Annotated in this window: 14 protein-coding genes; 4 read left to right on the top strand and 10 right to left on the bottom strand. The window is 60.4% G+C overall.

Annotated elements, in window-relative coordinates; genetic code table 11:
* Nucleotides 1-4: 4 nt before the first annotated feature.
* The 10 genes from HJB83_RS04820 to HJB83_RS04780 form a co-directional block, all read right to left on the bottom strand.
* A complete protein-coding gene (locus HJB83_RS04820) occupies nt 5-1,000 on the bottom strand; it encodes a biotin-dependent carboxyltransferase family protein (RefSeq protein WP_221131344.1) in 996 nt (331 codons plus the stop codon).
* Nucleotides 997-1,716: a 5-oxoprolinase subunit PxpB gene (gene pxpB, locus HJB83_RS04815; protein WP_207585030.1), complete on the bottom strand. Its 720-nt coding sequence runs from the start codon at nt 1,714-1,716 to the stop codon at nt 997-999. The genes HJB83_RS04820 and pxpB overlap by 4 nt, the downstream gene beginning before the upstream one ends.
* Nucleotides 1,713-2,138 (bottom strand): acetyl-CoA carboxylase, encoded by a 426-nt coding sequence (locus HJB83_RS04810; protein ID WP_221116810.1) that lies wholly within the window; start codon nt 2,136-2,138, stop codon nt 1,713-1,715. Before HJB83_RS04810 ends, pxpB begins: the two co-directional genes overlap by 4 nt.
* On the bottom strand, nt 2,135-3,529 hold the full coding sequence (gene accC, locus HJB83_RS04805) for an acetyl-CoA carboxylase biotin carboxylase subunit (RefSeq protein ID WP_221131343.1): 1,395 nt from the start codon (nt 3,527-3,529) through the stop codon (nt 2,135-2,137). Before accC ends, HJB83_RS04810 begins: the two co-directional genes overlap by 4 nt.
* Nucleotides 3,529-3,960 (bottom strand): biotin/lipoyl-containing protein, encoded by a 432-nt coding sequence (locus HJB83_RS04800; RefSeq protein ID WP_221116812.1) that lies wholly within the window; start codon nt 3,958-3,960, stop codon nt 3,529-3,531. Before HJB83_RS04800 ends, accC begins: the two co-directional genes overlap by 1 nt.
* A gap of 344 nt (nt 3,961-4,304) precedes the next feature.
* Nucleotides 4,305-4,637 (bottom strand): hypothetical protein, encoded by a 333-nt coding sequence (locus HJB83_RS04795; protein ID WP_221116813.1) that lies wholly within the window; start codon nt 4,635-4,637, stop codon nt 4,305-4,307.
* A 32-nt stretch (nt 4,638-4,669) separates the two neighbouring features.
* Nucleotides 4,670-5,260, bottom strand: coding sequence for a hypothetical protein (locus HJB83_RS33980; protein ID WP_259671284.1), 591 nt, complete (start codon nt 5,258-5,260; stop codon nt 4,670-4,672).
* 7 nt (nt 5,261-5,267) lie between these two features.
* The gene (locus HJB83_RS04790) at nt 5,268-6,599 is read right to left on the bottom strand and encodes a hypothetical protein (RefSeq protein ID WP_221131342.1); all 1,332 of its coding nucleotides are present in this window, start codon (nt 6,597-6,599) and stop codon (nt 5,268-5,270) included.
* A gap of 117 nt (nt 6,600-6,716) precedes the next feature.
* Nucleotides 6,717-8,591: an adenylate/guanylate cyclase domain-containing protein gene (locus tag HJB83_RS04785; protein WP_221116816.1), complete on the bottom strand. Its 1,875-nt coding sequence runs from the start codon at nt 8,589-8,591 to the stop codon at nt 6,717-6,719.
* Between the two features lie 237 nt (nt 8,592-8,828).
* Nucleotides 8,829-9,899 carry a LacI family DNA-binding transcriptional regulator gene (locus HJB83_RS04780; RefSeq protein ID WP_221116817.1) on the bottom strand — a complete coding sequence of 357 codons (1,071 nt, stop codon included), beginning with the start codon at nt 9,897-9,899 and terminating at the stop codon, nt 8,829-8,831.
* 222 nt (nt 9,900-10,121) lie between these two features.
* On the opposite strand from HJB83_RS04780, the gene HJB83_RS04775 reads away from it, so the two are divergent.
* From HJB83_RS04775 to HJB83_RS04760, 4 genes are all read left to right on the top strand, one after another.
* Nucleotides 10,122-11,075, top strand: coding sequence for a sugar phosphate isomerase/epimerase (locus tag HJB83_RS04775; protein ID WP_221131341.1), 954 nt, complete (start codon nt 10,122-10,124; stop codon nt 11,073-11,075).
* Between the two features lie 58 nt (nt 11,076-11,133).
* On the top strand, nt 11,134-12,366 hold the full coding sequence (locus HJB83_RS04770) for an ABC transporter substrate-binding protein (protein WP_221131340.1): 1,233 nt from the start codon (nt 11,134-11,136) through the stop codon (nt 12,364-12,366).
* A gap of 97 nt (nt 12,367-12,463) precedes the next feature.
* Nucleotides 12,464-13,351 (top strand): carbohydrate ABC transporter permease, encoded by an 888-nt coding sequence (locus HJB83_RS04765; RefSeq protein ID WP_221116820.1) that lies wholly within the window; start codon nt 12,464-12,466, stop codon nt 13,349-13,351.
* Nucleotides 13,351-14,235 (top strand): carbohydrate ABC transporter permease, encoded by an 885-nt coding sequence (locus HJB83_RS04760; protein WP_207585042.1) that lies wholly within the window; start codon nt 13,351-13,353, stop codon nt 14,233-14,235. Before HJB83_RS04765 ends, HJB83_RS04760 begins: the two co-directional genes overlap by 1 nt.
* The last annotated feature ends 7 nt before the right edge of the window (nt 14,236-14,242 follow it).

Here is a 14,242-nt window from a genome sequence, read left to right as displayed (position 1 = left end):
TCCCTTAAGCCATCGCCTTCAGGGCGCGCTTGACCATCCCCGATGTTTGCCTGACATCGTCGACATAGCGGGCGACGGCCTGTTCGACGGCGCGCGCTTCCGCATGCGTTGACCGGACGAACTTCAGGCGGGCGCCGATGCGGGCCTGCCCGAGCCGCCACAGATCGCACTCGATCACGCCGGCAATCTTCGGATATCCGCCGGCGGTGTTGGCATCGCTCATCTGTACGATCGGTTCGCCGCCCGGCGGAACCTGGATCACGCCGGGCACGACGCCATGGGAGCGCATTTCGATGGATGCGGTCGGCGTGACCGGCTCGCCGGACAGGCGGTAGCCCGTCCGGTCGCTGCGGGAGGAAATCCTCCAGGTCTGGCTCCAGAAGGCTTCGCCGTCGCCGGCGAAAAGATCGTGCTCGCCGGCAGGCAGACCACGGATTGGCAAGGCGCCGTCGATAGGAGCCGGAAAGACTTCACGTAGCGCCACCGCGGGCTCGACGACGGCGAGACCCGAGGCGGGCAGCATGGCGATCTCCGCATCCTCGCCGACCGCGATCCGATCGCCCTTCGTCAGAGGCCGGCCGGCATTGCCGCCGAAACCGCCGCGCAGCGACGTGCTCCGCGACCCCATGACGACTGGGATATCCAGCCCTCCTCCGACCGAAATATAGGAGCGCGCGAGCCTCGGGGGCTGCTTCAATTCAAGGACCTGTCCGGGCTCTGCCGTATAGGCGCACCATGGAAGCAGTTCCGATCCATCGAGATGCGGACCGCCGTCGGCCCCGGTCACGACAAAGACGGTGCGACGCTCGAAACACAGGCTGAACGGGAAGGTCTGCACCTCGATCACGGCCGCATTCTCATCATTGCCGGCAAGAATATTGCCGATCCTGACCGCAAGCGGGTCCATGGCGCCGCTCGCCGATACGCCGATGTCGCGATAGCCGGAACGCCCGAGATCCTGCGCCGTGTTGAACGGGCCGGTTTCCAAGATCTCGATCATAGTTCGATCCTTGCCGGCAGGAACCGCACCGTATCTCCCGGCGCCATCATGGCGGGGGTCGGCGAGGTTGGGTCGAACATCTGCAGTGATGCGAAGCCGATGGAATTCCAGCCATTAGGACCGGTCAGCATGGCGACGCCGGTCTGCATGCCGCCGATGGTCACGCAGCCCTTCGGCATCTTCAGCGACGGCACGGTCTTTCGCGGCATATAGATGCGCGGATCGAGGCCATGCAGATAGCCGAAACCGGGCGCGCTGCCCAGGGCGAAGACACGGTAGGTCGCTTCATGATGGATGCGGACGACTTCGTGGTCGCTCAAGCCGGAGAGATCGCAAAGGGCGGGAAGATCCGTCGCATGTTCGCCGCCGTAAGTGACGGGGATCTCGATAGTGTTGCCATCGAGATCGATGCTCTGCGCATTCTCCCATGCCTCCAGCAGCCGGGTGACCACTGCATCGGGGTCTTCGGGCGTCTCCTTGAAGATCACCAGCAGGTTGGTCATCCCGGGAATGTTTTCGGCAAGATCCGTCCAACCCTTCACCGTCTGGGACAGGGCCCAGATCCGCCGCTGCGCGATGAGGTCGAACTCGCCTGGCGCCTCGAGCAGGAAGGATCTGGCCCCGATCGAGGAAACCCGTGCCCGGCTTTGGGTGGCCGGAACGATTTCGCGCTGCGCTGCATGTCTGGATGCATGTCGGGTTGTCGTGACGATCATGATGGCAGCTCGATTTCGAACAGAGGATCGCCGAAGCCGACCAATGCGCCGGACTCAGCGAGCTCTTTGGACAAAACACCGGAATAGCCGGCGCGAAGGGGAAGCAGCACATGCCCTATCTTGATGAAGCCGAGGATATCCGCATCGGATACGGAGCGCGGCAAAGTTTGGGGCAGGACGGCGGCGGCCGGATGTTCGGCGCAGAAATGTCCTGCGATCGGCGCCTTCACGATGACAGGCGCGTGGCCTGGAGCGCGGGGTGTAGCTTCTTGTACGCCGATCCGGGCGCCGCCCTCCCCTGAAATGACGATGCGAATCTGCCCGTCCGGCCGGGAGATTTCGAGGCCCTCCACGCCGGCGGCCGTCAGCGCGTCGGCGAGGAATGCGATGGTTGCGGGATCGCTGAAATCGATGGTGCTCATGCCGCCGTCCTCCTCAGCTTCAGCCATTGCTCGAGATAGTGGATATCGGTCTCACCGCGCGCGAATGCGTGATCCTCGAACAGGGCGCGCAGGAAGGGGATATTGGTGGCGATGCCCTCGATCTCGATGCCGGCAAGCGCCTCGCACATTCTGGCCATCGCTTTCGCCCGCGTCGGTGCGTGGACGATCAGCTTGGCGATCAGCGAGTCGTAATAGGGCGAGACCCTGTAGCCGGAATGAATATGCGTATCGACGCGGATGCCTGATCCCTGCGGCAAAGCCAGATGCGTGACGACACCTGCCGACGGCAGGAAGGTGTCGGGATCCTCGGCGTTGATGCGGCATTCGAAAGAGTGGCCCTCGCAGGTGACATTGCTCTGGGCGAGATCCAGAACGTCACCCTGGGCCACCTTTATCTGCGCCTGGACGATATCGACCCCGCTGGTCAGCTCGGTGACGGGATGCTCGACCTGAAGCCGCGTGTTCATCTCGATGAAATAGAAGGCGCCATCCTCATAGAGGAATTCGAAGGTGCCGACGCCGCGGTAGCCGATCTGAAGGCAGGCCTGGACACAAGCCCTGCCGACCGGCTGGATGATCTCGGGCGCGATGCCGGGCGCCGGCGCTTCCTCAACCACTTTCTGGTGGCGGCGCTGCATCGAGCAATCCCGGTGACCCAGCCACACCGCATTGCCGTGATCGTCGCAGATGACCTGGATCTCGATGTGGCGCGGATGCTCTAAGAATTTCTCGATGTAGAGCGACGGCGAGCCGAAGGCCTTGCGCGCCTCCTCGCGGGTCAGCGCGATTGCCTCATGCAGCTGGTCGGCCTTCACCACGACGCGCATGCCGCGTCCACCGCCGCCGCCTGACGCCTTGACGATGACGGGATAGCCGATCTCCAGCGCGATGCGCTCGATCGAGGCCGGGTCGTCGGGCAGCGCGGTATCGGGACCCGGAACACAGGGGACGCCGGCGGCCATCATTGCTCGCTTTGCCACGATCTTGTCGCCCATGGTCGCGATCGATGACGCCGTCGGGCCGATGAAGACCAGCCCGGCCCTTTCGACGGCGTCGGCGAAGGCGGCGTTTTCCGACAGAAAGCCATAACCCGGATGGATGGCGCCAGCGCCGGTCAGACGTGCCGCGAGCAGAATGGCATCCTGATTGAGATAGCTCTTGCCCGCAGTCGACGGGCCGATGCAGAGAAAACTGTCGGCAGTCTTGCCGTAGGGCGCTTGCCTGTCCGCCTCGGAGCAGATGGCGACCGTCTTCAGGCCGAGTTCGCGGCAGGCGCGTTGAATCCGGACAGCGATCTCGCCGCGATTGGCGATGAGGACGGTATCGAAACGGCGGCCTGAAGCGGCGGATTGTTCAGATGTTTCCGGCATCAGGCGATCTCCGCCAGCAGATCGCCGGTCTCAACCTCGCCATTGTCGATATCGGTCAGGTGCGTGATGCGCCCGGACCGCGGCGCGGCGATCGTGTTGAAGACCTTCATCGCTTCGATGATGAAAAGGGTCTGCCCCTCCTCCACCGCGTCGCCGATCGCGACGAACGGCGGCTCGCCGGGCGTCGGCGCCCGGTGCAGAACGCCGAAGACGGGCGCCTTCACCGCATGGGAGGTTTTCTCGACACTCGGAGGCGTATCGGAGACGAGGCTTATCGCCGATTCCGGCTTTTGCGGGGGCTCAGCAGCGTCTGCCTCTCCCGGCGACGTGCGGAAAATCCGAACCGTCACGGCCTTTTCCGTCACGGTCAGCTCGGTAATGTTCGATCGTCCGACAAAGTCGATCAGCGTCTTGATCTTCGAGAGGTCCATGTGCGTGCTCGGAATTTCAAAATTCCACCGCGCATAGCTGAAGTTTCAGATCGCCCGGTGTCGTGATTTTCGTAGCACGACGTATGGGTTGATGGGGTCAGACGAAGTTTTGATGGAGTGCAATCGGCCCGGCGGGGACCTGTCGCCGGCCCCGCCGGAATCCTCCAATGAGAACAGGTCGTTCGGCGATGCCCGCTCTTGATGGGAGATTCGAACCGGCGAGCACTCGTTTCTTGCTCGGTTCAGTCTCATCGGATGGCGCGACTGACAGACAGACTGCGCATTAAGGCGGTGGCTGGCGAAGTCGCAGACCGCCAACCAGCGTCGAGGTGATCGCTCGAAAATCAGACGACTTTGAATCCTTCTTTGGCGTCTTGAAACTTACCGTTCAATTCTACGGCAACCCACAAGACCGTCTCCATCGGAGCGCCAAGCTCGGGCTTGGCAACCACCATCAAAAAGTCATCCGCAATCGTAGCATGGTCATCAATAGATACTTTGATTTTTGAAATTTTATTACCGCCATTTTTGTCGGTTGATATATATACATCGAGCTCTTTTTTGCCGAAGCCATGACCTACGAGTTTAAAACTCTTATTGGCAAATAACGGAGCCTCTACAGGATCCGGGTCTAAATTGTCGATTTTAACCTCTACTTCAGACTTGTCGTCGGACATGTTAGCCTCCCTGGTCTGTCCCCAACTATAGATTAATCGTTGTCGCCCGATCTGCGCGGTATGAATCCGCCTGATCTTGACATCACGCCGCCGGAGCGGGACAGGGCGCCGCCCGATCGGGACATTCCGCCACTCGCCATTCCTCTGGGATCGGCTGAAACCTCGGCCGAGAGCAGGATTTGCTCAAAGGTTCCCGTCTCGGCATCGAGTCTCATCGAGAGATCGGCCTTGTCATAGATCCAGACCCTCATCTCCCTAGCGAGAGCTCCAATTTGGGAACCGAGGCCCGTTCGAGCACTTGAACCAGGGGAGCGAGACAAGCTGTCGTACCTGAGGGAGCTCGGAGGGGGACCGTCGGGATCCGCGCCGGAGCCGTGGACAATGAAGATTGCTGGCCGCCCCAGTTCAACGAAAACTCCCTCGAAAGAGAAGGCATAGATTCGCGCGAGAGTGGCCTCGCCCGAACCAAGCTGGCGCCTCAGAAAATTGTTCTTCCCTGTTTTAGGTATCTTGAGAGACCCGTAAACGCTGCCTCTAACAATCAGATCACTGAGTTCACGCCCAAACAGATATACCGCTGATACTCCGAGTAAGGTTTCTTCGTCAGCCACGTCTGCCTCCATCTACTGATTATTGACCGATGCCTGATCTCGACAGCAAAATTTTCTCGCGATAGCTCATCTTCGGAAGCCCGAGATAGTCTATCGGCAGTAACGTCCGAGCAGAGTGGACATGACTGTCATGCTCGCCGCCTTTGAGGTGCAGGCCCGCGTGCATCTCACCAATCGCCCGCCGTCTGAAGTTTCTGTTGATGATCCGTGCGAACTGACCGCCGCTTTCGTCCTGATCAATTGCAAGCATCGTTCTCGCTACGTCGCCGTAGTCGAGAAAATCGGGAGCGAGAGCCCACAAGGTTTCCGCCAGATACGTCCCGACGATATCGCGTGCGTCGAGCAGTGCCTCGACAAAGCCATCAGCGTTCTGCGCGAAAGCGCGGTCGAAAGTATGCTGCACCGGCGCCTCGGCGGCCGGATCGAACTCCGCAATATCGGCGAGATCTTCAACCGCATGGGAGATCAAGCCGCGCGCCACTAGGCTCTCATGAAAGATGTCGACGAGGATGTCGAATATCGCACCGGTGAGCGGTTGCGAGAGCTCATGCTCGTCTTTCCAACCACGCGCGAACTCGGCCATCGTCCGTTTGTTATTTGCCGACCGTATCTGGCGATGCGGCGAAAATTCCGAAAAGCGTGATAGGCGGTTTGCGCGGTAGAGGTTACCGCGCGTCTCTTCGAGAACATTGTCGATCACGGACGGAAAATGCATGGCCGCGATCAGCGACACGCAGTCGGAGAAGGCCTCCTGGAAGCCAAGATATTCAGGATACTCGGCTCCCGGACGCGGCACGCCCAAAACGCTGAAGATGATCGCGTGCCCCACCTCATGCGCGATGACGTCGAAATCCAGGCTGAAGGGAAGGATGCGCCCGTCGCTCTCGAACTGGCTCCCGACTTCGAGGAAACCATAACCGTACTGGGCGTTGTCCCATTGCGGCAGGATCGAGATTTCCAGGCGGTCATAATGATCACGAAAATGCCAGGTGAGCGGCTGGCCGAGATAGCGCTCCCACACATCCAGCGTGAATCGCACGCATCCAAAAACATGCGCGGCTTCGAAGCCAGCCATCGAAGGTCGGAGATAGTCGAAATTGCCGCACGCGTCGGGGGTGGCGGGCTCGAGGATTTTCCCGGTCCAGGGCGGCAGATAGATGTACGGCGTTCCGAGCGGCCCGCGGTTCACACCGTAAGGACCGGTCTTGCCGACCGGCTCCACAACGAACATGCGATCGTCGGCCGGGCCGGCTGTCGCGCTACCCAACGGAGACGAAACTTCGACGATCTCGGGACGAGACCGAGCATCTTCAAATGGAGGCTGTACAAAAAGCCTGAACCGGGTGCCCATCCGCTCCCCCTCAAAAGACTTTTATGATTGCCAGTTTAAGTTGACGATCGGCGCTTGCAAGAAGTTTAGCAAGTAATAAAATAGAATTAGAACTAACCTGCCAAAATCTACGGGGCGTTATTCTGACAGCTCAACCAAGCTTAAATAGCGTGGGTGACTGCGAATGGGATCGAGGTCGGAATCGTTCTTGAACCATAGCCGCATCTCGATGCCGACCTGAGGCATCCAGACCTCGAGCAAGTCTATCGCTCGCTCAATCTCGCCAAGCAGTGCATAAGTGCAAGCGGCATTGTACTGAATGTTGATATCGTCGGGATCCGTCGCCAAAGAGCGGGCCAACCACTCCAGAGCCTGATCGCGGACACCGAGAAAGGCCAGCGCCGTCGCTCCCAGGCAGGCAACATTGGCATTCTCCGGATGTCGCCGCAGTTCTTCCTCCGCCTTTTTCAACGCGATCCGAGCATAGCTTCTGGCCTTGTCTGTTTGCCCGAGCGAACGAAGGACGTTCACAAGCATGATCGGCGCGCCATAATCGGCAGGCTTGATTTCCATCGCACGCTGAAAGTGCGTAGCCGCGAGTTCGAAATGACCTTCGGTGACGCAAAATTCGGCATAGTACCGATTTGCCTCATGGCAATTGGCGTCGAGCGACAAAGCCTGTTCGAACGCAGAAACTGCCTCGGTGCGATTGCCGGCCACCGCCAACGCAAATCCCTTGGCCGCATGGGCCTCCGCCAGATTGGGATCGATAACGAGCGCCATCGTCGTATTCGCGAGAATGTCCTCCACCGAAATCTCGGCGCCGAACTGAGATCGCAGACGCGCATCGCAAACCGCGATACCGGCATAGGCGCGCGCATAATTCGGATCCAGTTCGATGGCTCGGGCGAAGCTCTGCCTGGCCATCAGATGGTTCGAGCGCGAGGCAATATGGTAGTATTCGCGCCCCCTGAGGAAGTGCGTATAAGCTTCGACGCTCTCTGTCGGCGCCAGCTCGATTGCCTCCTTTTCCTCAGGGAGCAGCTTGACCTTGAGTTGCTCGACAATTGCCTTCGTGATCTCGTCCTGCACTTCGAAGATATCGGTGAGGTCGCGATCGTAACGCGCGGCCCAGACGTGGCCGTCGCTGGCTGCGTCGATCAATTCGGCATTGATCCTCACGTGGTTGCCGGCCTTGCGGACGCTGCCCTCTACGACATAGGCAACCCCGAGTTCCCTGGCGATGCGCTGCAGGTTCTCGCTCCGGCCTTTCCATGTGAAGACAGTGTAGCGGCTCAGGACAAACAGGCCTGAAACATTCGACAGATCAGTGATGATGTCCTCGGTAATGCCGTCGCTGAAAAACTCCTGGGCGGGATCGTCGCTGATGTTGGCAAATGGCAGGATTGCCACGGATGGTTTGTTGACGGGTGCCTGCGTGTGGCCGTTTGCCGCAAGCGGCACCCCTTCACCGGAGGCGACATTGCCCCAATCGGCAAAATAGACATGCACAGGACGGGAGATGTTCTTGACGGTCTTTTCGCCCTGGTCTGCGAAATCGAGCCCGAGTTTGTTTCCGACTTCGTGGCGCACAGCCGCCGAACAGGCAATACCGCCCGGAGCTGCAAGGGCTTGTAGCCGGACCGCCACATTAATGCCGTCCCCATGAAAGTCATCCGCATCGAAGACGATGTCGCCCAAATTCAAGCCTATTCGAAACGCAAAGTGCCTGTCGGCTGGAATCCCCATGTTGCGCTCCAGCATGCCGCGCTGGATATCGACTGCGCATCGTGCAGCACTGAGCACGCTGCCGAACTCGACCAGGAAACCGTCGCCCATCACCTTGATTATACGCCCGTCGTGGGTCGTGACAGCTGGTTCGAAGAGCTCGCGGCGATGCTGCCGAAGGGCATTGAGCGTCTCCTCTTCGTTTGCCTCCAGGAGACGGCTGTACCCCACCACATCGGCAGCCAGAATAGCCGTCAATCGACGCTCGACAAGCTCTGCACACATGCCCGTCTCCCCAACGTGCTGGTGGCAATACTATTCAATTCGAGAAGCTAGCCAGTAATGTTGCCGGACGATCGTATGACTGACAACTAAAATCGCCGTCTCGCCCGTAAGAACTCCCGGAGAGCCTCGAGGTCGCGGATTACGGCAGCGAGAAGTTGCACACGGCGCTTCAGGGTGGCACCCTCCGAATGAGGGCCTGGCGTTTCTGTACGGGATGCGCGAACCGGTTCCCCATCGTCAACTCTTCGGAGGGGCAATACTTTCCCGCAGGATAAGCCTGCTGCGGATGACGGTGGGCACAGAAGCAGGGTTCTGGCTCTGGCCAAGGGCGTCGAGCAGGAGATCCACTGCGGCGCGGCCCATCTCTTCCACCGGCTGCTCGATCGTCGAGAGCGGTGGCGAGGAGAATTCGCAGACGGGCGAACCGTCGAAGGAGACGACGGACAGATCATCGGGAATGCTCAAGCCTGCTCGCTTGACGCAACTGACAAACGAGATGGCCATGTCATCGCTGGTGGCGATGACTGCCGTTGGTTTCTCGTCCAATCCAGCGAAATCGTCTGCCGCCTGCACGCCGATGTCGAAACCATGCTGATAATCGAGACGACCGCCCGAGCGACGCACGGCCTCCTTCGATAGGCCGGCTGCCGCAAGCGCCTCGAGCACGCCGCCATAGCGCTCGACGTCATGATAATTGCCTTCAGGTCCTGCAAGGTAGAAGAACCGGCGATGGCCAAGCCGGATCAGTTCGGCGGTGACGTCGCGCACAGCCTCGCGGTCGTTCGTCACGACGCTCTGCAGTCCCGCATCGCTCATGTCGAGCAGCATCGAAACGATCGGCAGGCCGGAACTTGCCAGCGAGCGCCCATCGACCTCCGGAAGCTTCGACGACAGGATAATGGCTCCGCGCACGCTGCCGCCGAAGGCGAGGTCGAGAATGTGCCGCTCGGAAATCTCGTCGCGATCGAGGTTGGCGATCATCAGGTTGTAGCCGCCCTGGATCAGCGACTTGTTGATGCTCTGCAGGACCTGCGGAATGATCTGTGAGACGCCATAATAGAGCGATCCGGGCAGGATGATCATGATGATGTTGGATTTGCCGACCCTGAGACCGCGCGCCATCGCATTGGGAGTATAGCCGAGCTGCTTGGCCGCCGCGTTGATCTTGGCGCGCGTCTTCTCGTTGACCCGTCCTGGATTGGCGAGCGCGCGGCTGACCGTTGAGATCGCGACACCGGCGAGCCGCGCGACATCGGCCATCAGCGCGCCCGGCTGCTCCTCTATGGCCACATCCTTGTTTTTATTCACGTTTGTTTCATTCTCCCGGATGCTTCGATTTGCAACTCTAAGGCAGCCGCCGATTTATAGCAAACGTTTGCCAAAAATCGCTTGCTTAAAAAACCAGCTTGATTATCATCTAGGCATGGCAAACGATTGCCATTCCTTAATGCGTTGAAAATTCATGATTTATTGATTGCGGAACTGATCTTCCGCACGCGAGTAGGTCATGCCTTAAGAAATGGATGGATTATGGCTACTGGCGACAGGCTCCGATTCGGCGTCGATCTCGTGACGTTCTTCGATCCCGGCTTCTGGGGCGTCGATAGCCATGACGCGATCATCGACTATGCGCGCACCGAACCGCGCGCCTTCTGGGACAAGATTCTCGACAGCGTCCAGGCCTCCGGCGTCACCGGCGTCGAGCTGACCTTTTCTCCGTTCAACTGGCAGGATGCGATCAAGACCTATGGTTCCGTCGATGCTTTTGCAGCCGAGCTGGCAAGACGCCGCCTGACGCTCTGCAGCGGCTTCTTCGCGGAACTGGAGGCGGCGGGCGACTTCGCCGAGCCCGAAGCCCAGCGCGCGCTGATCGACAAGGCGGAGCGATATGCCGACTTCCTGAAAGCCTGCGGCAGCGACATCATGGTGATCGGCGCCCCGCTTCGCCAGACGCTCGGCGCCCAGCCGGTGCAGTTTTACGATTTCGACCGCGCCAAGGTGATCGCCGATTTCCTGAACCGGCTCGGCGCGACCCTCTATGCCAGGGGCGTGCGGCTGGCGCTGCACACCGAGGCGCATTCGATTTTTGCCGCTGCACGCGACGTCGACCTGATGATGCTGCTGACCGACCCAGCCTATGTGCATATGTGCCCGGACACTGCCCATATCATCGTTGCCGGCTCCGATCCCATCCAGCTCGTTGATCGCCACCACGAGCGCATGATCATTGCCCACTGGAAGGATGCGGTCGGGCCTATGCCCGCCGACACGCCGATCGACAAGCACATACACGATCGCCACCAGCCGTATTTCTGCAGCTTCGGCTTTGGACGGGTCGACTGGCCGGCCTGGATCCGACTGCTGCGCGACCGTGCCTTTGAAGGTTGGGCAATTCTCGAACTCGATGCCGCGCCGGATCCCGTCCGCGACATCGCCAACGGGCTGACGCTCGTCCGGCAGGCGCTCCTGCCGATCTATCGCTGACGATTATTCCCAAGACAACGAACGCCCCGCAAAGAGGGCATTTTCAAGAGGTGGAACAATGAAGACAATGATGAAGCTTTTTCTTGCCGGTGTGGCATTCGCCGGTCTCTTCGCTTCGGCGCATGCCGAGGACAAACCGACGATCGAGATCATGTCGTCCTGGACGTCGGGCGGCGAAGCGGCAGCCCTCAACGTCATCAAGAACGAGTTCGAAAAGCGCGGCGGCGTCTGGAAGGATTCCTCGATCGCCGGCTTCGGCGCCGCCGATGCCGCCTTCCAGAACCGTATCGTCGCCGGTGACGCGCCCGGGGCCAAGCAGGGCGTCATCGGCCTCGCGGCCGCAGATTTCATCAACCAAGGTCTGTTCAATCCGATCGACGACGTAGCCGGTGCCGGCAAATGGGCCGACGTCCTGCCGAAATCGATCCATGATCTCATCTCCTATGACGGCAAGGTCTATCTCGCGCCGACCGGCGCCCATGGCGAAAGCTGGGTCTTTTATTCCAAGGAAGCCTTCGGCAAGGCCGGCATCGCCGAGGAGCCCAAGACCTGGGACGAGTTCTTCGCCGACTTCGACAAGCTGAAGGCTGCCGGCATCGTTCCCGTTGCCTGGGGTGGCCAGCCCTGGCAGCAGACCAAGGTCTTCAATATGATCCTGCTCTCGCAGGTCGGGATCGACGGCTTCCTGAAGATCTATGTCGACAAGGACAAGAACCAGGCCTCGGTCGACGGCGTGAAGAAGACCCTCGAAATTCTCGCCAAGCTGCGCGGCTATGTCGATGCGGGTGCCGCCGGCCGCAACTGGAACGACGCAACGGCCATGCTGATCACCGCCAAGGCCGGCGTGCAGTTCATGGGCGACTGGGCGAAGGGCGAATTCACCGTTGCCGGCAAGGAGCCGGGTAAAGACTATGGCTGCATGATCGTGCCGGAGTCCAAGGGTATGGTCTATATCGCCGACTCCCTCTGGTTCCCGAAGACCGGCAATGCCGCGACCGACAAGGCGCAGAAACTTCTCGCCGAAGTCGTGATGGATCCGAAGGTGCAGGTCGAATTCGCCTTGAAGAAGGGCTCGGTTCCGATGCGAACCGATGTCGACAAGTCGAAGCTTGATGTCTGCGCTCAGAAGGGTGTCGAGCTGATGGCTGCCGGTGCGATCGTCCCGGATCAGGCGATCGTGCTTACTCCTCAGCAGGTCGGCGCGCTCGACGATTTCGTCGACGAATACTGGAGCGGTGGCTCGAACGATGCAGCTACTGGGGCCGAGAATTTCTTCGCTGTCTTCGAGTAGAATAGTGCCCGCGGCGTCGGCCTGATCCCGACGCCGCGGCCGACGTCGCTGCCTCGCGGTGGCGTGTGCCCCGCTTTTTCAGTCAACGAGCCGGCCGATGCCCATCAAACGCAAATCCAATCTTTCCGCCACCATTGCGCTGCTGCCGACTTGGTTCGTCGCGGTCGTGGTCTTCATCGGCACCATGGCCTGGTCGATCCGCCTGTCCTTCACCAATTCGACGCTCTTTCCATCTTCAACCTATGTCGGCTTTTCGCAGTATTCGAAGCTGTTCTCTTCCGCCAAGTGGCTTGCGTCGCTGCAAAACGTGTTGATCTTCGGCGTCCTCTACGTCGCGGGCTGCCTGTTGCTCGGCTTCCTGCTGGCCGCGGCGCTGGACCGCAAGATCCGTTTTGAAAGCGCCTTCAGAACCATATTTCTTTATCCCTATGCCATGTCCTTCGTGGTGACCGGGCTGATCTGGCAATGGATGCTCAATCCGACCCTTGGCATCCAGGCGAGCGTGCGTTCGCTCGGCTGGGAGAGTTTTGTCCTCGACTGGGTGGTCAATCGTGACATGGCGATCTATGCGCTGGTGCTTGCCGGCGTATGGCAGGGTGCGGGGCTGGTGATGGTCATTGCGCTCGCCGGCATGCGCGGCATCGAAGGCGAGCAATGGAAGGCGGCGCGGATAGACGGAATTCCCGTCTGGCGGATCTATGTCTCGATCGTCCTGCCGCAGCTCGGACCGGCGCTGGCCGCGGCCGGCATGCTGCTCGCTATGGGGGTGATCAAGACCTATGACATCGTCGTCGCCATGACGAACGGCGGCCCCGGCAATGCGACGGAGGTGCCGGCGAAATTCATCATGGACAATTTGTTCGGACGTCAGAACCTCGGCCTCGCCACTGCCGGCGCGACGGTGCTTGTCCTCGGTGTGATCATCGCAGTCGCGCCGTTCCGCTACGCGATGCACATGCGCGACAGAGCGAAGGGAGCCGCGTGATGGCCGGTCCTCATCCGAACGGTCCGAAGCCGGCGCAGATCACCGTCGGGCGCATCGGCCTCTATGCCTTCCTGGTCGTTGCCGCACTTTTCTTTCTTCTGCCGCTTTACACGATGGTCGTCACCTCGCTGAAGTCGATGGAGGAAATCCGGCTCGGGCAGATCTTCGCCCTGCCGGCGACGCTCGATTTTTCCGCCTGGACGACCGCCTGGTCGGGCGCCTGCATGGGGACCGTCTGTGTCGGCATTCGCAGCGGCTTCTGGAATTCGGTGGCGATCACCCTTCCCGCGGTTGCGCTCTCGGTCTTTATCGGCGCCGTCAACGGCTATGCGCTGTCGCTCTGGCGGCCGCGAGGGGCAAACCTGCTCTTCGGCCTGCTGATGGCCGGCGGCCTCATCCCCTACCAGATCTTTCTCTATCCGATGGTCCGGGCGATGGCGAATATCGCCCTCTACAATTCGCTCGCCGGCATCATTCTCGTGCATGTCATCTTCGGCCTGCCGCTGGTGACGCTGCTCTTCCGCAATTATTTCATCAGCGTGCCGGAGGAGCTCTGCAAGGCGGCGCGCGTCGACGGCGCCGGCTTCTGGCGTATCTTTTTCGAGATCATGCTGCCGATCGCCGTGCCGATGGTGGTGGTGGTCTCGATGCTGCAGTTCACCGGCATCTGGAACGACTTCCTGCTCGGTCTGGTATTTGCCGGGCGTGACAACCTGCCGATGACCGTGCAGCTCAACAATATCGTCAACACCACGATGGGCGAGCGGACCTACAACGTCAACATGGCGGCGACGATCCTGACCGCCATCGTTCCGCTCGCCATCTATTTCCTGTCCGGCCGCTGGTTCGTGCGCGGCATCGCGGCCGGCGCAGTCAAGGGGTAATGCTTCC

Source organism: Rhizobium sp. NZLR11 (genome assembly GCF_019685115.1).
In the GTDB taxonomy this organism is placed as follows: Bacteria; Pseudomonadota; Alphaproteobacteria; order Rhizobiales; family Rhizobiaceae; genus Rhizobium.
This window is presented reverse-complemented; position numbering and strand designations above follow the sequence as displayed.